The organism is Cellulomonas sp. T2.31MG-18 (assembly GCF_964266755.1).
Classification (GTDB): Bacteria; Actinomycetota; Actinomycetes; order Actinomycetales; family Cellulomonadaceae; genus Cellulomonas.
In genome coordinates, this window is sequence record NZ_CAXWGW010000001.1 from 850,435 (window position 1) to 872,310 (window position 21,876).

Below are 21,876 nucleotides of genomic sequence, written 5' to 3' on the forward strand. Positions count from 1 at the left end.
CCTGAGATGGGTCTGGAGGAGGGCGCACCCCAGGGGTTCCTGCTGACGTCCGTCGAGACGCTCGTCGGGTACTTCCGCAAGGCGTCGCTGTGGCCGGTGACGTTCGGCCTGGCCTGCTGCGCGATCGAGATGATGGCGACCGGCGGTCCGCGGTTCGACATCTCCCGGTTCGGCATGGAGGTGTTCCGGGCCTCGCCGCGGCAGTCGGACCTGATGATCGTCGCCGGCCGGGTCAGCCAGAAGATGGCCCCGGTGGTGCGGCAGGTCTACGACCAGATGCCCGAGCCGAAGTGGGTGCTGTCGATGGGCGTGTGCGCCTCGTCGGGCGGCATGTTCAACAACTACGCGATCGTGCAGGGTGTCGACCACATCGTGCCCGTGGACATCTACCTGCCCGGCTGCCCGCCTCGCCCGGAGATGCTGATCCACTCGATCCTGGCGCTGCACGAGCAGATCCAGAACTCCCCGCTCGGCGTGGACCGCAAGCAGGCGGCCGCCGCCGCCGAGCGCGCCGCGCTGGAGGCCACGCCCACCTCCCACATGACGGGCCTGCTGCGATGACGCCCCCGAAGAAGAAGGACGCCACCGGTCGGTCCGAGGTCGGCACGACCCCGCCGGACACCCGCGCACCCGTCGAGACGCCGAAGGACGCGACGCGCGACGAGCCCGCGAGCCCCGCGCCGACGGGTGAGAAGGCCGACGCCGCGAACGCTGCGAAGCCGGGGGAGGCCACCACCCCGGCGGCTGCCGCCGCGCAGTCGACCTCCGCCGCGGCCGCCGAGGTCGGTGCTGCCAACATCCCGGCCACCACGGTCGCCGTCCCCGCCGGCACACCGACCCTCGAGGTCGTCGACGTGCGGCACGGCATGTTCGGCGTGCACGGCTCGGGCGACACCTCCGGCTACGGCGGCCTGGTCGCCACGGTGGCGCTCCCCGGCCCGAGCGAGCGGCCGTACGGCGGCTGGTTCGACGAGGTGGTCGACGTGCTGACCGAGGTGCTCGACGAGTCCGGCACCGGCTTCGCGAACGCCGTCGAGAGCGTTGTCGTCGACCGCGGCGAGCTGACGCTGAACGTCGCCCGCGAGCACGTGCACGAGGTGGCCCAGGCGCTGCGCGACGACCCCGACCTGCGGTTCGAGATCAGCCTCGGCGTCAGCGGCGTGCACTACCCGCACGACGAGGGCCGCGAGCTGCACGCCGTGTACCACGTGGTGTCGGTGACCCACGGCCGCCGCCTCCGCTTCGAGGTCGCGGCCCCGGACGCCGACCCGCACATCCCGTCGACCGTCGACGTGTACCCGGCCAACGACTGGCACGAGCGCGAGACGTTCGACTTCTTCGGCATCGTCTTCGACGGCCACCCGGCGCTCGCACGCATCGAGATGCCGGACGACTGGCCGGGCCACCCGCAGCGCAAGGACTACCCGCTCGGTGGCATCCCGGTCGAGTACAAGGGCGCGACAACCCCGCCCCCGGACCAGCGGAGGTCGTACACGTGAGCACCCAGGCACCGCACCGGCCGGGCGTCCCGCACGCCACCGGCCACATCGTCGACGACCAGACCGCCGGCATCCCCACCTTCGAGGCGTCCGGCGGCGACTGGTCGGACATCGCCGAGGAGGCTGCTCGCCTCGGCGAGGAGCGCATCGTCGTCAACATGGGCCCCCAGCACCCGTCGACCCACGGCGTGCTCCGGCTGATGCTCGAGATCGAGGGCGAGACGGTCACCGAGGCCCGTGCGGGCATCGGCTACCTGCACACGGGCATCGAGAAGAACATGGAGTTCCGCACCTGGACCCAGGGCGTGACCTTCTGCACCCGGATGGACTACCTCGCGCCCCTGTTCCAGGAGGCCGCGTTCTGCCTGGCCACCGAGAAGCTGCTCGGCATCACGGACGACGTGCCGGAGAAGGCCTCCGTCATCCGCGTGATGATGATGGAGCTGAACCGGATCGCGTCCCACCTGGTCTGTCTCGGCACCGGCGGCAACGAGCTCGGCGCCACGACGATCATGACGCTGGGCTTCCAGGCCCGCGAGGAGATCCTGCAGATCTTCGAGCTGATCACGGGCCTGCGGATGAACCACGCGTACATCCGTCCGGGCGGTGTGGTGCAGGACGTCCCGCCCGGGTCGATCGACACCATCCGCGAGGCGCTGGTCGGCGTGCGGCACTACCTCGGTCAGCTGCAGAAGCTGATGCTGGCCAACCCGATCCTCAAGGCGCGGCTAGTCGGCGTCGGCTACCTCAACCTCGCCGGCTGCACGGCGCTCGCGCTGACCGGCCCCGTGCTGCGGTCCGCCGGCCTGCCGTACGACGTGCGCAAGGCGGCCCCGTACAGCGGGTACGAGACGTACGACTTCGACGTGCCGACCGGCACGGGCGCCGACGCCTGGGACCGGATGATCGTCCGGTTCGAGGAGTGCTGGCAGTCGATCCACATCGTCGAGCAGACGCTCGAGCGGCTGCAGAAGCTGGGCCAGGCACCGGTGATGGTCGCCGACAAGAAGATCGCGTGGCCCGCGCAGCTCGCCATCGGCACCGACGGCATGGGCAACTCGCTGGACCACATCAAGGAGATCATGGGCACCTCGATGGAGGCCCTGATCCACCACTTCAAGCTGGTCACCGAGGGCTTCCGGGTCCCCGCCGGGCAGGCCTTCGTGTCGGTGGAGCACCCCCGCGGCGAGCTGGGCTGCCACGTCGTCTCCGACGGCGGCACGCGGCCGTACCGGGCCCACTTCCGGGACCCGTCGTTCAACAACCTGCAGGCGGTCTCGGTGATGTGCGAGGGCGGCAACCTGGCCGACGTCGTCGTCTCCGTCGCCTCGCTCGACCCCGTGCTGGGAGGGGTGGACCGCTGATGTCCGCAGACACGACCGGCCCCGTGCCGGGCCAGGTGACGGGCCAGGTCACAGGCCGCGTCCACGGCCAGGCGCACCGCGCCGGGTACGACGAGGAGACCCGCGCCCGGCTCGCCGCCGAGTCGGCGCAGATCATGGCCCGCTACCCGCAGCAGCGCTCGGCGCTGCTGCCGATGCTGCACCTGGTGCAGGCCGAGGACGGGTACGTCAGCCCCCGCGGCATCGCGTTCTGCGCGCAGCAGCTCGGGATCAGCACCGCCGAGGTGTCGGCCGTCGCGACCTTCTACACGCAGTACAAGCGGCACCCCAACGGCGACTACACCGTCGGCGTCTGCACCAACACGCTGTGCGCCGTGATGGGCGGCGACGCGATCTGGGAGGAGCTCGAGGAGCACCTCGGCGTCGGGCACGACGAGACGACGGACGACGGTGCGATCACGCTCGAGCGCATCGAGTGCAACGCGGCCTGCGACTACGCCCCCGTGGTGATGGTCAACTGGGAGTTCTTCGACAACCAGACCCCGGCCTCCGCCGTCGAGCTGGTCGACACGATCCAGGCCGGCCGCCCCGTGCACCCGACCCGTGGTGCCGACACCGTGGTGCCGTTCCGCGAGATGAGCCGCGTGCTCGCCGGTTTCCCGGACGGGCGTGCGGACGAAGGCGTCGGCGCGGGACCCGCCACCCTGGTCGGCCTCGAGGTCGCCCACGAGCACGGCTGGGCCGCGGCGCCGTTCGGCGACGAGAAGGGCGCACGCCGCCCGTCCGAGGCGAAGGAGTCCTGATGACCACCCTGACCCCCGTGCTCAGCGCCCACTGGGACGCCGACAAGTCCTGGACCATGGCCACCTACGAGAAGAACGGCGGCTACAAGGGCCTGCGTGCCGCGCTGGCGATGGAGCCGTCCGCGGTGATCGCCGCGGTGAAGGACTCGGGCCTGCGCGGCCGCGGCGGCGCCGGCTTCCCCACCGGCATGAAGTGGAGCTTCCTGCCGGCGCCCGACGGCGGTCCGCGCTACCTCGTCGTCAACGCCGACGAGTCCGAGCCGGGCACCTGCAAGGACATCCCGCTGATGCTGGCCAGCCCGCAGGAGCTGATCGAGGGCATCGCCATCACGTCGTACGCGATCGGCTGCCACCACGCGTTCGTCTACGTGCGCGGCGAGGTGCTGCACGTCGCGCGCCGGCTGCACCAGGCGGTCGCCGAGGCCTACGCCAAGGGCTACCTCGGCAAGAACGTCATGGGGTCCGGCTTCGACCTCGAGGTGACGGTCCACTCCGGTGCCGGCGCCTACATCTGCGGCGAGGAGACGGCCCTGCTCGACTCGCTCGAGGGCCTGCGCGGTCAGCCGCGGCTGAAGCCGCCGTTCCCGGCGGTCGCCGGTCTGTACGCCCGCCCGACGGTGGTGAACAACGTCGAGACGATCGCGTCGGTGCCGGGCATCCTGCGCGGCGGTGCCTCGTGGTTCACCGCGATGGGCACCGAGCGGAGCACCGGTCACGGTCTGTTCAGCCTGTCCGGGCACGTGCAGCGGCCCGGCCAGTACGAGGCGCCGCTCGGCATCACCCTGCGCGAGCTGCTCGACCTGGCCGGTGGCGTCCGCGAGGGTCACCAGCTCAAGTTCTGGACGCCGGGCGGTTCGTCGACGCCGATCTTCACCGCCGAGCACCTCGACGTGCCGCTCGACTACGAGTCGGTCGGCAAGGCGGGCTCGATGCTCGGCACCCGCGCGCTGCAGATCTTCGACGAGACCACCTCGGTGGTGCGCGCCGTCACGCGGTGGACCGCGTTCTACAAGCACGAGTCCTGCGGCAAGTGCACGCCGTGCCGCGAGGGCACCTACTGGCTGCTCCAGGTGCTCCAGCGCCTCGAGGCCGGCCAGGGTGCCGAGGGCGACATCGAGCTGCTGCTCGACCAGTGCGACAACATCCTCGGCCGCGCCTTCTGCGCGCTCGGTGACGGTGCGACCAGCCCGATCACCAGCGCCGTGAAGTACTTCCGCGAGGAGTTCGAGGCCGGTATGCACACCCCGGCCGACGTCCTGTTCCCCCCGGAGCGCAGCTCCCTGTTCGCGTACACGCCGCGTCCCCGCAAGGCGCAGCTGGCGGGAGTGCACTGATGACCGTGACCTCATCCCGTACGGATGCGGCGACGCCGCTGGTGCCGCAGGCACCGGCCGCCGTGCCGGCCGTCCCCGCGGCGACCGTGACGTTCAGCATCGACGGCATCCAGACCACCGTGCCCAAGGGCACCCTGGTGATCCGCGCCGCCGAGGAGCTGGGCATCGCGATCCCGCGGTTCTGCGACCACCCGCTGCTCGCGCCCGTCGGCGCCTGCCGGCAGTGCCTGGTCGAGGTCTGGGCACCCGGCCGTGACGGCAACCTGTCCAAGATGCCGAAGCCGCAGCCGTCGTGCGCGCTCGAGGCGACACCGGGCATGCAGGTCAAGACGCAGCACACCTCCGCCGAGGCCGACAAGGCCCAGCACGGCGTGATGGAGTTCCTGCTGATCAACCACCCGCTGGACTGCCCGGTCTGCGACAAGGGCGGCGAGTGCCCCCTGCAGAACCAGGCGATGAGCAACGGCCGCGCGACCAGCCGGTTCATCGACGTCAAGCGGACGTACCCCAAGCCGATCAACGTCTCGACGCAGATCCTGCTCGACCGCGAGCGCTGCATCCTGTGCCAGCGCTGCACGCGGTTCTCCGAGGAGGTCGCGGGCGACCCGTTCATCGACCTGCAGATGCGCGGTGCCGTGCAGCAGATCGGCACGTTCGACACGCACGTGCTCGACTTCGCCGGCGAGGCTCCGGCCGGACCGGCCACCCTGGACGTCAGCGGCAAGCCGTTCTCGTCGTACTTCTCCGGCAACACGGTGCAGATCTGCCCGGTCGGCGCCCTGACCTCGGCGGCGTACCGGTTCCGCTCCCGCCCGTTCGACCTGGTGTCCACGCCGAGCATCGCCGAGCACGACTCCAACGGGTCGGCGATCCGCATCGACCACCGCCGCGGCGTGGTGCTGCGCCGGCAGGCCGGGGACGACCCGGCGGTGAACCAGGAGTTCATCACCGACAAGGACCGTTTCGCGTTCACCTGGCAGGTGGCCGCCGACCGGCTGACCACCCCGCTGGTGCGCCGCGACGGCGAGCTGGAGCCGGTCAGCTGGCAGGAGGCGCTCGACGTCGCCGCCGATGGGCTGGCCGCGGCGCAGCGTGCCGCCGGCACCGCCCACGGTGTCGCCGTGCTCCCCGGTGGGCGCGTCACGCTCGAGGACGCGTACGCCTACTCGAAGTTCGCACGGACCGTGCTGGGCACCAACGACGTGGACCACCGCGCCCGCCCGCACTCGGCGGAGGAGGAGCAGTTCCTCGCCCACGCGGTCGCCGGTCGCACGCTCGAGGTGACGTTCTCCGACCTGGCCGTCGCCCCCGCGGTGCTGCTGGCCGGGCTGGAGGCCGAGGAGGAGGGCGGCATCCTGTTCGTCCGCCTCCGCCAGGCGGTCCGGGCCCGCAAGCAGCGCGTGCTGTCGGTGGCGCCCTTCGCGACCCGCGGTCTCGAGCGGCTGTCCGGCACGCTGCTGCCGGCTGCGCCCGGCACCGAGGCCGAGGTGCTGGACGGTCTGGTCGCCGGCTCGTCCGACTCCCTGCTGTCCGACGCGGCCGCCGCGCTGACCGCCCCGGGAGCCGTGGTGCTGGTCGGTGAGCGGCTCGCCGGTGCACCCGGCGCCCTTTCCGCCGCCCTGCGGCTGGCCGAGCGGACCGGCGCCAAGCTCGCGTGGGTGCCGCGCCGTGCCGGTGAGCGCGGTGCGGTCGAGGCCGGCACGCTGCCGGGTCTGCTGCCCGGCGGACGTCCGGTGGACGACTCGGCGGCCCGCGTCGACCTCGCCGCCGTCTGGGGCGTCGACGGCCTGCCCGCCGAGCGCGGCCGGTCGCTGACGGAGATCCTCGCTGCGGCCGAGGCCGGGCTGCTCGGCGGCCTCGTCGTCGGCGGTCTCGAGCTCGCGGACCTGCCCGACCCGGCGCAGGCGCGCCGGGCGCTGGAGGCGGTCCCGTTCGTCGTGTCGCTCGAGGTGCGCGCCTCCGAGGTGACGGCGCTGGCGGACGTGGTCCTGCCGGTCGCCCCGCCGGTGGAGAAGGCCGGCACGTTCGTCACGTGGGAGGGCCGTCCGCGGCCGTTCCCGCAGGCGCTGGCCAGCCACCAGATGGCGGACCACCGCGTGCTCGACCTGCTGGCCGACGCGCTCGGCGAGCCGCTCGGGCTGCAGACCGTCGCCGCCGTGCACGCCGAGCTGGACCAGCTCGGCGGCTGGGACGGCGCCCGGGTCCCGGCCCCCGCCGTCGACGCCGCGCAGCCTCCGGCCGTGCCCGACGGGTCGGCCGTGCTGGCCACCTGGCACCAGCTGGTCGACGCCGGCCGGCTGCAGACGGGTGAGCCGTTCCTGGCCGGCACCGCCAAGCGGCCGGCCGCCCGCGTGTCCGCCGCCACGGCCGCCGCGACCGGCGTGGCGGACGGCGGGTCGTTGACCGTCGCCACGCAGGCCGGGAGCATCACGCTGCCGGTCCTGGTCACCGACATGCCGGACCGGGTGGTCTGGCTGCCGACCAACTCGGTCGGCAGCGCGGTGCGGGACGCGCTGGGGGCGGACGCCGGAGCGGTGGTGCGCCTGAGCGCCGCCGCGCCGGACATCGTCGACGGGGTCACCGCCGACGCGACGGGTGAAGGGGTCACGGCGTGAACGCGCTCAGCGTGGCAGCGGCCGTCGGCGGTGCGCCGACCGGTGCCGACTTCAGTCACGACACGTGGTGGATCTGGGCGATCAAGGCCGTCGCGATCCTCGTGTTCATGCTGCTGTCGGTGCTGTTCGCCATCTGGTTCGAGCGCCGCGTGGTCGGCCGCATGCAGGTGCGCCCCGGCCCCAACGTGCACGGCCCGTTCGGTCTGCTGCAGTCGCTCGCGGACGCGATGAAGCTCCTGGTCAAGGAGGACATCGACGTCTCGGCGGCCGACAAGATCGTCTACCTGGTCGCGCCGATGATCGCGGTGTTCTGCTCGCTGCTCACCTACGCGGTGATCCCGATGGGTCCCCAGGTCAGCATGTTCGGCCACAGCACGCCGCTGCAGCTGACGGACTTCCCGGTGGCGACGCTCTACATCCTCGCGTGCGCCTCCGTCGGCGTGTACGGCATCGTGCTCGGCGGCTGGTCGTCCAACTCGACCTACCCGCTGCTCGGCTCGGTCCGCTCCACCGCCCAGGTGATCAGCTACGAGCTCGCCATGGGCCTGTCGCTGGTCAGCGTGTTCGTGCTCGCCGGCTCGATGTCCACGTCGCAGATCGTCGACTCGCAGATCCGCGTGTGGTGGTTCCTGCCGCTGCTGCCGGCGTTCGTCATCTACGTGATCTCGATGGTCGGCGAGACCAACCGCCTGCCGTTCGACCTCCCCGAGGCCGAGGGCGAGCTGGTGGGCGGTTACACCACCGAGTACTCCTCGATGAAGTTCGCCTGGTTCTTCCTCGCCGAGTACATCAACATGCTCAACGTCTCGGCCGTCGCCACCACGCTGTTCCTCGGCGGCTGGCGCGCACCGTGGCCGCTGACGGCGATCGACCACGGGGTGCTCAACACCGGCTGGTGGCCGCTGCTGTGGTTCCTCGCCAAGGTCTGGCTGCTGATGTTCTTCTTCGTCTGGGTGCGCGGCACGCTGCTGCGGTTCCGGTACGACCAGTTCATGAAGCTCGGCTGGAAGGTGCTGATCCCGTCCGCCCTGGTGTGGGTGGTGTGCGTGGCCGTCGTCCAGGGCGTGCGCCAGTTCACCCACCTGCAGCTGAGCACGCTGCTGTACGTGCTCGCCGGGCTGGTGGTCGTCGGGCTGATCGTGTCGTTCCTCATCCCGGAGAAGAAGCCCGAGCAGCGCGCCGCACCGGTCAAGGAGTTCGACCCGTACGCCGACGGCTACCCCGTCCCGCCGCTGCCCGGTCAGGTGCTGCCGCCCTCGCCGCGCGCCCAGCGCCGGATGGCCGTGCAGACGGCGACGGACGCGACCGCCCCCCAGGTGACGCAGGAGGTGCCACGTGGCTGAGCCCACCAGGCCGACGCCGAAGAAGCCGACGCCGAAGAAGCAGAGCGGGACGAGCGCGACCGGCACGACGCCGGTCGCCCGCCCGTCGGCCACCCCGGCCCGTCGACCCGCCGGCACGCCGGCGACCAAGCCCGCCGCGGGCCGCGAGGTCGGCGCCCCGGCCCAGGGCTACACATCTCGGATGCCGGGGTCGACGGGCCTGCAGGCCGCGCTCGCGCCGGTCGCCGGGTTCGGTGTCACGCTGGCCAACCTGTTCCGGCCCACGGTGACGGAGCAGTACCCGTCGGAGAAGATCCCGCCGAAGCCGCGGTTCCACGGCCGTCACCAGCTCAACCGCTACGCGGACGGCCTGGAGAAGTGCATCGGCTGCGAGCTGTGCGCGTGGGCGTGCCCGGCGGACGCGATCTACGTCGAGGCCGCGGACAACACCCCCGACGAGCAGTACTCGCCGGGCGAGCGGTACGGCCGCGTCTACCAGATCAACTACCTGCGCTGCATCCTGTGCGGCCTCTGCATCGAGGCCTGCCCGACGCGGGCGCTGACCATGACCAACGACTTCGAGCTCGCGGGACCGACCCGCGCCGGGCTCATCTGGGAGAAGGAGGACCTGCTCGCGCCGCTGCGCAACGGGATGCTCTCCTCCCCCCACCCGATGGTGGAGGGCACCACGGACACCGACTACTACAACGGCGCCGTCACCGGTCCGACCGAGCAGCAGGAGGCGTGGGTGACCGAGCACCGGCCCGACGACCCGTCGCTGCCGGCCAACGTCGCCAAGGGTGTGCCGCCGGCACCCCGCGGCGCGACGGCGCAGGCGCAGGCGGACCTCACGGCGGCGGCGACCCGGCAGGGCACCCGATGAGCGCGCTGGTTGCCCTCGTCCCCGCCTCGCTGACGGCCGCCGGGGTCACGACGACGGGTGAGGCGATCCTGTTCTGGACCCTCGGCCCGATCATGGTGATCGCCGCTCTCGGCCTGCTGTTCGCCCGCAAGGCGGTGCACGCGGCCCTGTCGGTCGTCGTGGTGATGATCAGCCTGGCGTTCCTCTACGTCGCGCAGGACGCGGTGTTCCTCGGGGTCGTCCAGGTTGTCGTCTACACCGGCGCCGTGATGATGCTGTTCCTCTTCGTGCTGATGCTGGTCGGCGTCGACACCTCCGACTCGCTGGTGGAGACGCTGCGCGGGCAGCGGGTCACCGCGCTGCTCGGCGGGATCGGCCTGGTGGTGGTGCTGGCCGGCGTCGTGGGTCGCGCGACCTACGGACCTGCGAAGGGTCTGACCTCGGCGAACGCCGACTCGAACCCCGTCGAGCTCGCGCGGATCGTCTTCGGCCAGTACGTCTTCGCCTTCGAGGTGGTCGGCGCCCTGCTGGTCACCGCGGCGCTGGGCGCCCTGGTGCTGACGCACCGCCGCCGCCTGACGGCCCGCGTGACGCAGAAGGAGCGGGCCGACGCCCGCGTCCGCAACGGTCACACGCTGACGCCGCTGCCCGCCCCCGGCGTGTACGCCCGGCACAACGCGATGGACGTGCCGGCGCTCGGCGCCGACGGGCAGCCGCTCGACATCTCCGTCCCGCGCGTGCTGCGCGTGCGTGGCCAGGAGGCCGACGCCGCCGAGTACGCCGCGCGCATCGACCGGGTGCTCGCGGGCGGCTGGGCGTCCGGTGGCGGCGCGTTCACCTCGGCGACCCAGATCGGCCCGGTCGGCGGTACCACGCCGCCCGAGGCGGCGGACCACGAGGCGGCCGTCGTCGGCGCACCCGTGCCCGGGGTGCACGCCCCGAGCGGACCGCAGGACGCCGGCGACGCGACCGTGCAGGACCAGCGGACGGAGCCCAAGCCGTGAGCCTGACCCACTACCTCGTCCTCGCGGCGATCCTGTTCTCCATCGGCGCCCTGACGGTGCTGCTGCGACGCAACTCGATCATCGTGTTCATGGGCGTCGAGCTGATGCTCAACGCGAGCAACCTCGCGCTGGTGACGTTCGCCCGGCTGCACGGCAACCTGACGGGCCAGGTGCTGGCCTTCTTCGTCATGGTGGTCGCCGCCGCCGAGGTTGTCGTCGGGCTCGCCATCATCGTCGCGATCTTCCGCACCCGGCGCTCCGCGTCGGTCGACGACGTCAACCTGCTGAAGAGCTGAGGGCCGGCACGTGCATCTGTTGACCGAACTGGTCGCCTCCGCCTCCCCGGTGGACGGCGGCTCCGTCTCCTACGCATCGCTGCTGGTGGGCCTTCCCCTGGCGTCCGCCGCGGTGCTGCTCCTGCTGGGGCGGCGGGCCGACCGCTGGGGCCACTGGGTGGGCGTGCTCGCCTCCGGCGCCGCCTTCCTGCTCGGCCTCGTCGCGTTCGTCACGGTGCTGGGCCGTCCCGCCGACCAGCGCGTGCTCGACGTCAAGCTCGGCACCTGGATCGACGCCGGCTCGTTCCACCTGAACGCCGGCCTGCGCGTCGACCCGCTGTCGCTGACGTTCGTGCTGCTGGTGACGTTCGTCGGCACGCTTATCCACGTCTACTCCGTGGCCTACATGGAGCACGACGTCGACCGCCGCCGGTTCTTCGCCTACCTCAACCTCTTCGTCGCGGCGATGCTGCTGCTGGTGCTGGCGGACTCGTACCTGCTGCTGTTCGTCGGCTGGGAGGGCGTCGGTCTGGCGTCGTACCTGCTGATCAGCTTCTGGAACTACCGCCTCGACTACGCGGTGGCCGGCAAGAAGGCGTTCGTCGCCAACCGCATCGGCGACCTGGGCCTGATCATCGGCATGGGCATGATCTTCGCCAAGGTCGGCGCGCTGGACTTCACCACGGTGCACGCCGCGGCGGCGTCCGGGTCGAAGGACACCGCGCTGTGGACGGGCGTCGGCCTGATGCTGCTGCTCGCCGCGTGCGGCAAGTCGGCGCAGTTCCCGCTGCAGTCCTGGCTGGGCGACGCGATGGCCGGCCCGACGCCGGTGTCCGCGCTGATCCACGCCGCGACGATGGTCACGGCCGGCGTCTACCTGGTGGTCCGGTCCAACGCGATCTTCGACGCCGCGCCCACCGCCCGGCTCGTCGTGACCATCGTCGGCGCGATCAGCCTGCTGTTCGGCGCGATCGTCGGCTGCGCGAAGGACGACATCAAGAAGGCGCTGGCGGCCTCGACGATGTCCCAGATCGGCTACATGATCCTGGCGGCCGGACTCGGCCCCGTCGGCTACGCGTTCGCGATCCTGCACCTGGTGACGCACGGCTTCTTCAAGGCCGGCATGTTCCTCGGTGCCGGTTCCGTGATGCACGCGATGGACGACCAGACGGACATGCGGTTCTTCGGCGGTCTCGCGCGCTCGATGAAGATCACCTGGCTGACGTTCATGGCCGGTGCGCTGGCGATCGTCGGGATGTTCCCGTTCTCCGGCTTCTTCTCCAAGGACCCGATCATCGAGGCGGCGTTCGTCCCGACCGACGGGCAGCCGTGGCGCGCCTGGCTGTTCGGCACGGTGGCGCTGCTCGGCGCGGCGATCACGGCCTTCTACATCGCGCGGCTGTTCTTCATGACCTTCGAGGGCACCAAGCGGTGGACCGACAAGGCCGACGGCAGCCACCAGCACCCGCACGAGGCCCCGGCCCTGATGACGGTGCCGATGATCATCCTGGCGGTCGGCTCGGTTGCCCTCGGCGGCATCTTGGCCACCGGCTCGCGGTTCACGCACTGGCTGGAGCCGTCGGTCGGCGCCACCGACCACGCCGAGCCGGTGATCCCCGCGCCGGTGCTGATCGCGCTGAGCCTGCTGGTCGTCGTGATCGGCGTCGTCATCGCCTGGCGCCGGTACGCGGTCGCCGCGGTGCCCACCACGCCGCCGCTCGGCACCACCCTCACGCGGGCCGCCCGCAAGGACCTGTACCAGGACGTCGTCAACGACGGCGTGCTGGTGGTCCCCGGCCAGGTGCTCACCCGCTCCCTCGTGTACGGGGACCGGGCCCTGGTGGACGGCGCCGTGTCCGGCCTCGCCAAGGGGACGGTCGCCTCCGGCGACCTCGCCCGCCGTCCACAGACCGGCTACGTCCGCTCCTACGCCTCGACGATGCTCCTGGGCCTGGTCGCCCTGGTGGTCGTCGTCCTGGCCCTGCAGAGCTGACGGGAGAGCAGCGACCGATGTCTTCCTTCCCCTGGCTCACCGTCCTGGTGCTGCTGCCCCTGGTCGGCGCCGTCGTGCTGTGGGTGCTGCCCGCCGCGCCACGCAACGTCGTCCGGCCGGTGGCGCTCGCCTTCGCGATCGCCGAGCTGGTGCTGACCGGCCTGGCGTTCCTCGCCTTCGACACCCACCGTGCCGGCGAGTACCAGCTGACCGAGGTGCACAGCTGGATCCCGGCGTTCGGCGTCTCCTACGCGGTCGGCGTCAACGGCGTCGCGCTCGCGCTGATCGGCATGTCGGTGCTGCTCGTGCCGCTGGTGGTGCTCGCCGCCTGGCACGAGCAGGGCAGCACGACGTCCGCGTCGAACAGCCTGCGTCGCTACCTCGCGCTGGTGCTCGCGCTCGAGGCGTTCGTCGTCGCGGTGTTCGCCGCGCGCGACGTGTTCCTCTTCTACATCCTGTTCGAGGCGATGCTGATCCCGGTCTACTTCATGATCGGCAGCTACGGCGGGCCCCGACGGCGCTACGCCGCGGTGAAGTTCCTGCTGTACTCACTCGCCGGTGGGCTGGTCATGCTGGTCGGCGTCATCGCGCTGTACCTCAAGGGCCCCGGCGGGCCGCAGGGCTTCCTCACGCAGAACCTCGTCGGCCTGCACCTGGACCCCACCACCGAGCGGCTGCTGTTCGTCGCGTTCTTCGTCGCGTTCGCCATCAAGGCGCCGATGTTCCCGGTGCACACCTGGCTGCCCGACGCCGCCGAGCAGGCACCCGCCGGCACCTCGACGCTGCTGGTCGGCGTGCTGGACAAGGTCGGCACCTTCGGGATGCTGACGCTGTGCCTGCCGCTCTTCCCGAACGCCTCGCGCTGGGCCGCCCCGGTGGTGATCGTCCTGGCGGTGGTGTCCATCCTGTACGGCGCCCTGCTGGCGATCGGCCAGCGTGACCTGCTCCGGCTGGTGGCGTACACGTCGGTGTCGCACTTCGGCTTCATCGTGCTCGGCATCTTCGCCTTCACGTCGACGTCCGTCGCGGGGTCGTCGTTCTACATGGTCAACCACGGGTTCAGCACCGGCGCCCTGTTCCTGCTCGCCGGGTTCCTGATCTCGCGCCGCGGGTCGCAGCGGATCGACGACTTCGGCGGGCTGCAGCGGGTCACCCCGGTGCTCGCGGGCCTGTTCCTGGTGGTCGGCCTCTCGGCGCTCGCGCTGCCCGGCCTGTCGCCGTTCGTCAGCGAGTTCCTGGTGCTGGTCGGCAGCTTCCCGGCGGTGCCCGCCGCCGCGGTCGTCGCCAGCATCGGCGTGGTGCTCGCCGCGCTCTACATCCTGTGGACCTACCAGCGGATGTTCACCGGTCCCGTGCGGCCCGGTCTGGACACCATGAAGGACGTCAGCAGCGTGGAGCGGTGGGCGATCGGCCCGCTTGTCGCCGTCATGCTGGTGCTCGGCTTCGTGCCCGGGCCCGCGCTGAACCTGGTCCGCCCAGCCGCGCAGACCACCGTGCAGAACGTCGGCGTCGCCGACCTGCCGGCCGTCGCATCCGAAGGGACCGCCAAGTGATCGCCGCTGCCTTCACCGCGCCGAGCGTTGCCTGGACGGCGCTCGCCCCGGTGGTCGTCGTGCTGGGGGCCGCCGTGGTCGGTGTGCTGGTCGAGGCCTTCGTGCCCGACCGCCTCCGCCGCACCACCCAGGTCGCTCTCGCGATCGCCGCCACGGCCGGTGCGCTGGTCGCCGTCGTCGCCCTGTGGGGCGGGGTGCACCGCTCCGGCGGCACCGTCGTGCTCGGCGGTTCGCTGCTGGTGGACGGCCCGACCCTGGTGCTGTGGGCCACCCTGGCGCTGCTCGGCCTGCTGTCCGTGCTGGTGGTCGCCGACCGCACCCAGACCGGCGAGGACTCGTTCGCGCCGCTCGCCGCGGCCGTCCCCGGCTCGGAGTACGAGGAGCAGGCCCGCCGCGCGGGGCTGTCGCAGACCGAGGTCTACCCGCTGACGCTCTTCGCCCTCGGCGGGATGATGGTGTTCCCGGCCGCCGGTGACCTGCTGACGCTGTTCGTCGCGCTCGAGGTGCTGTCGCTGCCGCTCTACCTGCTGTCCGGCATGGCGCGCCGCCGCCGTCTCCTCTCGCAGGAGGCGTCGATGAAGTACTTCCTGCTCGGCGCCTTCGCGTCGGCGCTCCTGCTGTTCGGCATCGTGCTGCTGTACGGCTACAGCGGCTCGATCCGGTACGCCGACATCACCGCGGCGACGGGCACCCCGGGCGGGACCGAGGGGCTGCTGCTGGTCGGTACCGTGCTGCTGTTCGCGGGCCTGCTGTTCAAGGTCGGTGCGGTGCCGTTCCACATGTGGACCCCGGACGTCTACCAGGGCGCCCCGACGCCCATCACGGGCTTCATGGCCGCGTGCACCAAGGTCGCGGCGTTCGGCGCGATTCTGCGGATCGTCTACGCGATGCTGCCCGGGATGGCGTGGGACCTCGGCGCCCTGCTGTGGATCGTCGCGATCGCCACCATGGTGGTCGGCACGGTCGCCGGCCTGGTGCAGAACGACGTGAAGCGGCTGCTCGCCTACTCCTCGATCGCGCACGCGGGCTTCGTGCTCACCGGCGTGGTCGCCCTGCACCAGCGCGGCATCACGGGCGTGCTGTTCTACCTGGTCGCGTACGGCCTGGCGACCATCGGCGCGTTCGCGATCGTCTCGCTGGTGCGGGAGCGCAGCGGCGACTCGATCACGGGCGAGGCGACGGCGCTGTCCCAGTGGGCCGGCCTGGGCCGGTCGCACCCGGTGCTGGCGCTGACCTTCACGCTGTTCCTGCTGTCCTTCGCGGGCATCCCGCTGACGGCGGGGTTCATGGGGAAGTTCGCGGTGTTCTCCGCGGCGGTGGCCGGCGGTGCCTGGCCCCTGGCGCTGATCGGCGTGCTCGCCTCGGCGGCGGCCGCGTTCTTCTACGTCCGGATCATCGTGCTGATGTTCTTCACGGCGGCGCACGAGGAGACGGCCGAGGCGGCGGTCGAGGACGGCGCCGTCGCGGGCGGGGACGCCGTGCCCGCGGACGCGTCCGACGAGCTGGCGGACGTCGCCGGCGGCGGAACCGCCACGGCGGTCGCGGTCGCCCCGACGCTCACCGAGCGGGCCACCGCGACGGTCGTCGTCCGGTCCGAGGGCTTCGCGGCGGTCGCGATCGCGGTCTGCGCCGTCGGCACCGTGCTGCTCGGCGTGTTCCCCACCCCGGTGCTCGACCTGGTCGACGCGGTGGCGCGGTTCCTGCAGTGACGGCTGTCCGCCGCTGCGCCGCCACCGGGTCCGGAAGATAGGTTCATCCCGTGACGACGACGACGGCCTTCGCCCTCGCCGACCCCGAGCTCTCCGCACGACTCACGGAGCGGCTCGGCACGGTCGAGGCGCGCCTGCGTGAGGCGGTGGCGACCACCGACCTCCTGGTCGGCGCCACCAGCACGCACCTGGTCTCCGCCGGCGGCAAACGGCTGCGTCCCCTGCTCACGCTGCTGACGGCGGAGCTCGGCGACCCCGACCGCTCGCAGGTGATCGACGGCGCCGTGGTGGTCGAGCTGACCCACCTGGCGTCGCTGTACCACGACGACGTGATGGACGACGCTCCGCTGCGCCGCGGCGCCCCCGCCGCCCACGAGGTGTGGGGCAACTCGATCGCGATCCTCACGGGTGACCTGCTGTTCGCCCGGGCGTCGCAGGTGGTCGCGCACCTCGGGCAGCCGGCGCTGACCCTGCAGGCGGACACGTTCGTCCGGCTCTGCATGGGGCAGATGCACGAGACGGTCGGGCCGGCGACGGGTGAGGACCCGGTCGAGCACTACCTGCAGGTGCTCGCCGACAAGACGGCGTCGCTGATCGCGACCTCGGCGCAGTTCGGCGCGATGCTGTCCGGCTGCTCGCCGGAGGTGGTCGCGACCGTGGGCCGGTTCGGCGAGCTGATCGGCCTGGCGTTCCAGCTGGCCGACGACGTGCTGGACCTGACCTCCGACGGGTCGCTCAGCGGCAAGACCCCCGGTACCGACCTGCGGGAGGGCGTGCCGACCATGCCGGTGCTGCTGCTGCGCGCGCGGGCGGCGGGTCCCGACGCCACCGACGAGGACCGTGCGGCCGTGGCCCTGCTGGACTCCGACCTGTCGGACGACGACCGGCTGGCCGCCGCCGTGGCGACCCTCGGCCGGCACCCGGTCGTGGAGGAGACGCGGCAGCGCGCCGTCGCCGTGGCGCGTGCCGCCGTGGCCGAGCTCGCACCTCTGCCGGACGGCCCCGTCAAGGAGTCCCTGGTGCAGTTCGCCGACGCGCTGGTGGACCGCGCGGCCTGACCCCTCCTGCGCCGGTCCGGGCGCCGCTGCGGCGGGTACCGGGGGTGGAGGAGCGGCCCCGGCGGGCACCGTCACGGTCCGGTCATCGGGTGGTCAGCGCTCCGCCCGGCCCTCGCTATGCTGACCGACGTCCACCTGGTCGTCGTCGGAGAAGACCGCATGAGCGCAGCTGACCCGGCGCCCCGGCAGGGCGGTCCGACGGTGCGGGTGGGCGCCGCGAGCCACCGTGGCGGTCGCCTGGACAACGAGGACTCGTACCGCGCCGGTGACGGCGTGTACCTGGTAGCCGACGGCATGGGTGGGCACGAGGCGGGCGAGGTGGCCAGCGCGACGGCCGTCGAGTCGCTGGGCAGCCTGACGGGCGGCACCCCCGACGAGGACGACGTGCGCGCGGCGGTGCGCACGGCGCACGAGCGGGTGCGTGCCCTGCCGGTCGGTGGTGAGCGGCGCCCCGGGACGACGGTGTCCGGTGTGGTGCTGAGCGAGCGCGACGGGTTGCCGTGCTGGCTGGTGCTCAACGTCGGCGACTCCCGCACCTACCGGATGGTGGGCGGCGTCCTCGAGCAGCTGACCACCGACCACTCGCGCGTGGCGGAGCTGGTGGCGACCGGGTTCCTCGACCCGCAGGACGTGTCCCGGCACCCCGAGCGGCACGTGGTGACGCGCGTCCTCGGCGGTGGCTCTCCGGACGTCGAGCCGGACGTGTTCGCGCTCGCCGTCAGCCCCACGGAGCGCATCGTCGTGTGCAGCGACGGGCTGTCCGAGGCGCTGCCGGACGCCCGGATCCAGGCGGAGCTGCGGGCGCACCCCGAGGCGCAGCGGGCGGCGGACGCCCTGGTCGCGGCGGCGCTGGCGGTCGGCGCCCGGGACAACGTCACGGTCGTCGTCGTCGACGTCGTCGGCTGAGCCCCTGCCGGCGGCCCTCGTGGTCGCCCTGCCCGCAGGGGGCTCAGCGCTCCGCGACCGCCTCGCAGTCCCCGCTCGCGTCCACGGCCGCACGAGCCTCGAGCACCTGCGTCCGCCGGTGCCGCAGACCGTCCGCCGCCAGCATCACCAGGGCCACCCACACGAGCCCGAAACCCCACCACCGCGCGGGCGGCATGTGCTCGTGCAGCAGCAGCACGCCGGTGAGGAACTGCAGCACGGGCGTCAGGTACTGCAGCAGCCCGATCACGGACAGCGGCAGCCGGCGGGCGGCGCTGTTGAACAGCAGCAGCGGGACGGCCGTCACCACGCCGGCGGAGGCGAGCGCCGCGGCGTGCCAGCCGCCGTGGCCGGTGAACGAGCCGGTGCCGGCCACCTGCAGCCACACCAGGTAGCCGGCGGCGACCGGGGTGAGCACCAGCGTCTCGGCTGCCAGGCCCGGCAGGGCGCCGACCGACCGGCCCACCTGCTTCTTGATCAGCCCGTACAGCGCGAAGCTCGCCGTCAGGGACAGGGCGATCCACGGCACCCGTCCGTAGCCGACGGTGATCACCACGACCGCGGCCGCGCCGAACGCCAGCGCCGCCCACTGCACCCGGCGCAGCCGCTCCCGCAGCACCAGCACGGCGAGGCCGACGGTCACCAGCGGGTTGATGAAGTAGCCGAGCGCGTCGTCCACCACCTGGTCGGTGAGGATGCCGTAGACGAACACCAGCCAGTTGATCGCCAGCAGCACCGCGGCGACCCCGAGGGTGGCCAGCGTGCGCGGTCGGCGCAGCAGCTCGGCGAACGGGCGCCAGCTGCGGGTGGCGACCAGCAGCAGCAGGCAGAAGAGGAGTGACCACACCACTCGGTGGGCGATGATCTCCACCGCGCCGGACGGCTGCAGCAGCGGGAAGTAGAGCGGCAGGCCGCCCCACAGCAGGTAGGCACCGATGCCGGCAGCCAGGCCGCCCCGGCCGGGCCGGGCTGCGGGGGCGGCCCCGTCGGTCGGGGCAGGGATCGTCCGCTCGTCGGCCACCGGCTGACTGTAGGTCGTGCCACCCACGCGGGCACCGTGCGTCCGTCCGCATGCGAGACGTGCTGGCGGGCGCCGAGGGGGTCCCGCCTAGACTGGCCGGCAGCTAGCGAACCCCCTCGCGGAAGGTCCCTTCGTCCCGTGACCACCACGCCCTTGCGCGTCGCCGTCGTCGGCGCCGGGCCCGCCGGTATCTACGCGTCCGACATCCTCGCCCGCTCGGGCCTGGACGTCAGCATCGACCTGATCGAGCGGCTGCCGGCCCCGTTCGGGCTGGTGCGCTACGGCGTCGCCCCGGACCACCCCCGCATCAAGCAGATCATCGTCGCCCTGCACAAGGTGCTGGAGCGCGGGGACATCCGGCTGCTCGCGGACGTCGACTACGGCACCGACCTGACGCTCGACGACCTGCGGCAGCACTACGACGCCGTCATCTTCGCCACCGGCGCCATCCGGGACGCCGGCCTGCGCGTCCCCGGCGTCGACCTGGTCGGCTCGTACGGTGCCGCCGACTTCGTCTCCTGGTACGACGGCCACCCGGACGTGCCGCGCACCTGGCCGCTCGAGGCCCGCGAGGTCGCAGTGATCGGTGCCGGCAACGTCGCGCTCGACGTGGCTCGGATCCTCGCCAAGCACCCGGAGGACCTGCTGCCGACGGAGGTGCCGCCCAACGTCTACGAGGGCCTGCTGGCCAGCCCCGTGACGGACGTGCACGTGTTCGCCCGCCGCGGTCCGGCTCAGGTCAAGTTCTCGCCGCTGGAGCTGCGGGAGCTGGGTCACGTGCCGGACGTCGACGTGATCGTCTACCCCGAGGACTTCGACTTCGACGAGGGGTCGATGGCGGCGATCCACTCGTCGAACCAGACGAAGCAGGTGGTCAAGACCCTCACCGACTGGACCCTCAGGGAGCCGGAGGACCTGACGGCGAGCCGCCGCATCCACCTGCACTTCCTGCAGCGGCCGGTCGAGGTGCTGGGGGAGGGCGGCCACGTCGTCGGGCTCCGCACCGAGCGCACGGCGCTGAACGGCGACGGCAACGTCACCGGCACCGGCCGCACCACCGACTGGCCCGTGCAGGCCGTCTACCGGGCCGTCGGCTACTTCGGCTCGCCGCTGCCGGAGCTGCCGTTCGACGAGGTCGGCGGGGTCATCCCCAACCGCGAGGGTCGGGTGGTGGACGACGGCGGCGACGCGCTGCCGGGCCTGTACACCACCGGCTGGATCAAGCGCGGGCCCGTCGGCCTGATCGGGCACACCAAGTCGGACGCGACGGAGACCATCGCGCACCTGCGCGAGGACGCCGAGGCGGGGCTGCTGCCGCCGGCGACGGAGCGGGACCCGCAGGCCGTCACCAAGCTGCTCGACGAGCGCGGTGTCGATGCGATCGAGTGGTCCGGGTGGCAGCTGCTGGACGCGTACGAGCGGGCGCTCGGCGAGGTGCAGGGGCGCGAGCGGGTCAAGGTCGTGCCTCGCGAGGAGATGGTGGACGTGTCGTTGGGCCGCCGCGGCTGACCCGCTCCGGGCCACTCGGAGCGTGCCGGGAACGCCCCGAGCGGAGCGGGCGTTGTCAGGCACAGGACGCCGGTACGCGTCGGCCCGCAGGGGCCGCCCGGCGCCGTGCACGGATCAGGAGCTCGACGCGACCATGAGTCATCGGCATTTCAACGGTCTGAAGACCACCGCGCTGTTCGGCGGCATGTGGGCGCTGCTGCTCGGCATCGGCTGGCTGCTGGGCCGAGGCACGCCGCGCTTCCTCCTGCTGTTCACCGCGATCGGCCTGCTGAGCACCGCGTACAGCTACTGGGCCTCTGACAAGATCGCCATCCGTGCGATGCGGGCGCGCCCGGTCAGCGAGCTCGAGCAGCCGGGCATGTACCGGATCGTGCGGGAGCTGTCGACCAAGGCCCGGCAGCCGATGCCGCGGCTGTACGTCTCGCCCACCTCGTCGCCGAACGCCTTCGCGACCGGGCGCGACCCGGCGCACGCGGCCGTCTGCTGCACGGAGGGCATCCTCGGGATGCTCGACGAGCGCGAGCTGCGCGGCGTGCTGGGCCACGAGCTGATGCACGTCTACAACCGCGACATCCTCACGTCCTCGGTCGCCGCCGCCGTGGCCGGCGTCATCACGTCGCTGGCGCAGTTCGCGCTGTTCTTCGGCGGCGGATCCGACCGGGACCGCGGCGGCAACCCGATCGCGGGCCTGGTGATGGTGGTGCTGGCGCCGCTCGCCGCCACGATGATCCAGCTGGCGATCAGCCGGACCCGCGAGTACGACGCGGACGAGGACGGCTCGTCGCTCACCGGCGACCCGCTGGCGCTCGCATCGGCCCTGCGCAAGCTCGAGGTCGGCACCAACGCCCGTCCGCTGCCGCAGGAGCAGAAGCTCGTGGACGTCTCGCACCTGATGATCGCCAACCCGTTCCGCGGCGCCGGCGTGGCGAAGATGTTCGCCACCCACCCGCCGATGGCCGAGCGGATCGCCCGGCTCGAGGCGATGGCGGGCAACCAGGGCCCGATCACCCGGTACTGAGCCGGCGCGCGCGGCGCCAGGGCCGGGCTGGGAG

At 72.4% G+C, this 21,876-nt stretch carries 18 protein-coding genes; 17 read left to right on the forward strand and 1 reads right to left on the reverse strand.

Translation table 11 applies throughout. The annotated features are described in order from the left end of the window. Window positions 1-6: 6 nt before the first annotated feature. The 15 genes from ACFQTY_RS03925 (at window position 7) to ACFQTY_RS03995 (ending at window position 18,276) form a co-directional block, all read left to right on the forward strand. On the forward strand, window positions 7-561 hold the full coding sequence (locus tag ACFQTY_RS03925) for an NADH-quinone oxidoreductase subunit B family protein (protein ID WP_291758070.1): 555 nt from the start codon (window positions 7-9) through the stop codon (window positions 559-561). Next, on the forward strand, window positions 558-1,499 hold the full coding sequence (locus ACFQTY_RS03930) for an NADH-quinone oxidoreductase subunit C (protein ID WP_378097569.1): 942 nt from the start codon (window positions 558-560) through the stop codon (window positions 1,497-1,499). Before ACFQTY_RS03925 ends, ACFQTY_RS03930 begins: the two co-directional genes overlap by 4 nt. Beyond that, on the forward strand, window positions 1,496-2,863 hold the full coding sequence (locus ACFQTY_RS03935; RefSeq protein ID WP_378097572.1) for an NADH-quinone oxidoreductase subunit D: 1,368 nt from the start codon (window positions 1,496-1,498) through the stop codon (window positions 2,861-2,863). Before ACFQTY_RS03930 ends, ACFQTY_RS03935 begins: the two co-directional genes overlap by 4 nt. After that, on the forward strand, window positions 2,863-3,645 hold the full coding sequence (gene nuoE, locus ACFQTY_RS03940) for an NADH-quinone oxidoreductase subunit NuoE (RefSeq protein ID WP_378097575.1): 783 nt from the start codon (window positions 2,863-2,865) through the stop codon (window positions 3,643-3,645). Before ACFQTY_RS03935 ends, nuoE begins: the two co-directional genes overlap by 1 nt. Continuing rightward, window positions 3,645-4,979, forward strand: a complete 1,335-nt coding sequence (gene nuoF, locus ACFQTY_RS03945) for an NADH-quinone oxidoreductase subunit NuoF (RefSeq protein ID WP_378097578.1) — start codon at window positions 3,645-3,647, stop codon at window positions 4,977-4,979. The genes nuoE and nuoF overlap by 1 nt, the downstream gene beginning before the upstream one ends. Further along, on the forward strand, window positions 4,979-7,594 hold the full coding sequence (locus ACFQTY_RS03950) for an NADH-quinone oxidoreductase subunit G (protein WP_378097581.1): 2,616 nt from the start codon (window positions 4,979-4,981) through the stop codon (window positions 7,592-7,594). Before nuoF ends, ACFQTY_RS03950 begins: the two co-directional genes overlap by 1 nt. Further along, complete coding sequence (nuoH, locus tag ACFQTY_RS03955) at window positions 7,591-8,937, forward strand: NADH-quinone oxidoreductase subunit NuoH (protein ID WP_378097584.1); 1,347 nt, start codon at window positions 7,591-7,593, stop codon at window positions 8,935-8,937. Before ACFQTY_RS03950 ends, nuoH begins: the two co-directional genes overlap by 4 nt. A gap of 181 nt (window positions 8,938-9,118) precedes the next feature. After that, window positions 9,119-9,799, forward strand: a complete 681-nt coding sequence (nuoI, locus tag ACFQTY_RS03960; protein ID WP_378099098.1) for an NADH-quinone oxidoreductase subunit NuoI — start codon at window positions 9,119-9,121, stop codon at window positions 9,797-9,799. Beyond that, on the forward strand, window positions 9,796-10,782 hold the full coding sequence (locus ACFQTY_RS03965) for an NADH-quinone oxidoreductase subunit J (protein ID WP_378097587.1): 987 nt from the start codon (window positions 9,796-9,798) through the stop codon (window positions 10,780-10,782). The genes nuoI and ACFQTY_RS03965 overlap by 4 nt, the downstream gene beginning before the upstream one ends. After that, entirely contained in the window at window positions 10,779-11,078 is a 300-nt protein-coding gene (gene nuoK, locus ACFQTY_RS03970; RefSeq protein WP_263729737.1) for an NADH-quinone oxidoreductase subunit NuoK, read from the forward strand. Before ACFQTY_RS03965 ends, nuoK begins: the two co-directional genes overlap by 4 nt. Before the next feature lie 19 nt (window positions 11,079-11,097). Continuing rightward, window positions 11,098-13,050, forward strand: a complete 1,953-nt coding sequence (gene nuoL, locus ACFQTY_RS03975; RefSeq protein ID WP_378099100.1) for an NADH-quinone oxidoreductase subunit L — start codon at window positions 11,098-11,100, stop codon at window positions 13,048-13,050. A gap of 17 nt (window positions 13,051-13,067) precedes the next feature. Then, window positions 13,068-14,603 carry an NADH-quinone oxidoreductase subunit M gene (locus ACFQTY_RS03980; RefSeq protein WP_378097590.1) on the forward strand — a complete coding sequence of 512 codons (1,536 nt, stop codon included), beginning with the start codon at window positions 13,068-13,070 and terminating at the stop codon, window positions 14,601-14,603. Continuing rightward, complete coding sequence (gene nuoN / locus ACFQTY_RS03985) at window positions 14,600-16,312, forward strand: NADH-quinone oxidoreductase subunit NuoN (protein ID WP_378097593.1); 1,713 nt, start codon at window positions 14,600-14,602, stop codon at window positions 16,310-16,312. The genes ACFQTY_RS03980 and nuoN overlap by 4 nt, the downstream gene beginning before the upstream one ends. Window positions 16,313-16,362: 50 nt before the next feature. Beyond that, a complete protein-coding gene (locus ACFQTY_RS03990; protein ID WP_378097596.1) occupies window positions 16,363-17,370 on the forward strand; it encodes a polyprenyl synthetase family protein in 1,008 nt (335 codons plus the stop codon). Window positions 17,371-17,529: 159 nt separating this feature from the next. After that, a complete protein-coding gene (locus tag ACFQTY_RS03995; RefSeq protein ID WP_378097599.1) occupies window positions 17,530-18,276 on the forward strand; it encodes a PP2C family protein-serine/threonine phosphatase in 747 nt (248 codons plus the stop codon). A gap of 43 nt (window positions 18,277-18,319) precedes the next feature. Here ACFQTY_RS03995 and rarD read toward each other — a convergent pair whose 3' ends face one another. Next, complete coding sequence (gene rarD / locus ACFQTY_RS04000) at window positions 18,320-19,315, reverse strand: EamA family transporter RarD (protein ID WP_378097602.1); 996 nt, start codon at window positions 19,313-19,315, stop codon at window positions 18,320-18,322. A 138-nt stretch (window positions 19,316-19,453) separates the two neighbouring features. Here rarD and ACFQTY_RS04005 point away from each other — a divergent pair, with 138 nt between their 5' ends. Together ACFQTY_RS04005 and htpX are read left to right on the forward strand one after the other, a co-directional pair. After that, window positions 19,454-20,824, forward strand: coding sequence for an FAD-dependent oxidoreductase (locus ACFQTY_RS04005; RefSeq protein ID WP_378097605.1), 1,371 nt, complete (start codon window positions 19,454-19,456; stop codon window positions 20,822-20,824). A 133-nt stretch (window positions 20,825-20,957) separates the two neighbouring features. Further along, a complete protein-coding gene (htpX, locus tag ACFQTY_RS04010) occupies window positions 20,958-21,842 on the forward strand; it encodes a zinc metalloprotease HtpX (protein WP_337973530.1) in 885 nt (294 codons plus the stop codon). The last annotated feature ends 34 nt before the right edge of the window (window positions 21,843-21,876 follow it).

Bases quoted from the DNA above. Each gene is read 5' to 3' on its own strand.
- ACFQTY_RS03995 (WP_378097599.1), top strand. From the start codon at position 17,530: ATGAGCGCAGCTGACCCGGCGCCCCGGCAGGGCGGTCCGACGGTGCGG.
- nuoF (WP_378097578.1), top strand. From the start codon at position 3,645: ATGACCACCCTGACCCCCGTGCTCAGCGCCCACTGGGACGCCGACAAG.
- ACFQTY_RS03965 (WP_378097587.1), top strand. From the start codon at position 9,796: ATGAGCGCGCTGGTTGCCCTCGTCCCCGCCTCGCTGACGGCCGCCGGG.
- ACFQTY_RS03930 (WP_378097569.1), top strand. From the start codon at position 558: ATGACGCCCCCGAAGAAGAAGGACGCCACCGGTCGGTCCGAGGTCGGC.
- nuoE (WP_378097575.1), top strand. From the start codon at position 2,863: ATGTCCGCAGACACGACCGGCCCCGTGCCGGGCCAGGTGACGGGCCAG.
- htpX (WP_337973530.1), top strand. From the start codon at position 20,958: ATGAGTCATCGGCATTTCAACGGTCTGAAGACCACCGCGCTGTTCGGC.
- nuoI (WP_378099098.1), top strand. From the start codon at position 9,119: ATGCCGGGGTCGACGGGCCTGCAGGCCGCGCTCGCGCCGGTCGCCGGG.
- ACFQTY_RS03980 (WP_378097590.1), top strand. From the start codon at position 13,068: ATGTCTTCCTTCCCCTGGCTCACCGTCCTGGTGCTGCTGCCCCTGGTC.
- ACFQTY_RS03925 (WP_291758070.1), top strand. From the start codon at position 7: ATGGGTCTGGAGGAGGGCGCACCCCAGGGGTTCCTGCTGACGTCCGTC.
- ACFQTY_RS03950 (WP_378097581.1), top strand. From the start codon at position 4,979: ATGACCGTGACCTCATCCCGTACGGATGCGGCGACGCCGCTGGTGCCG.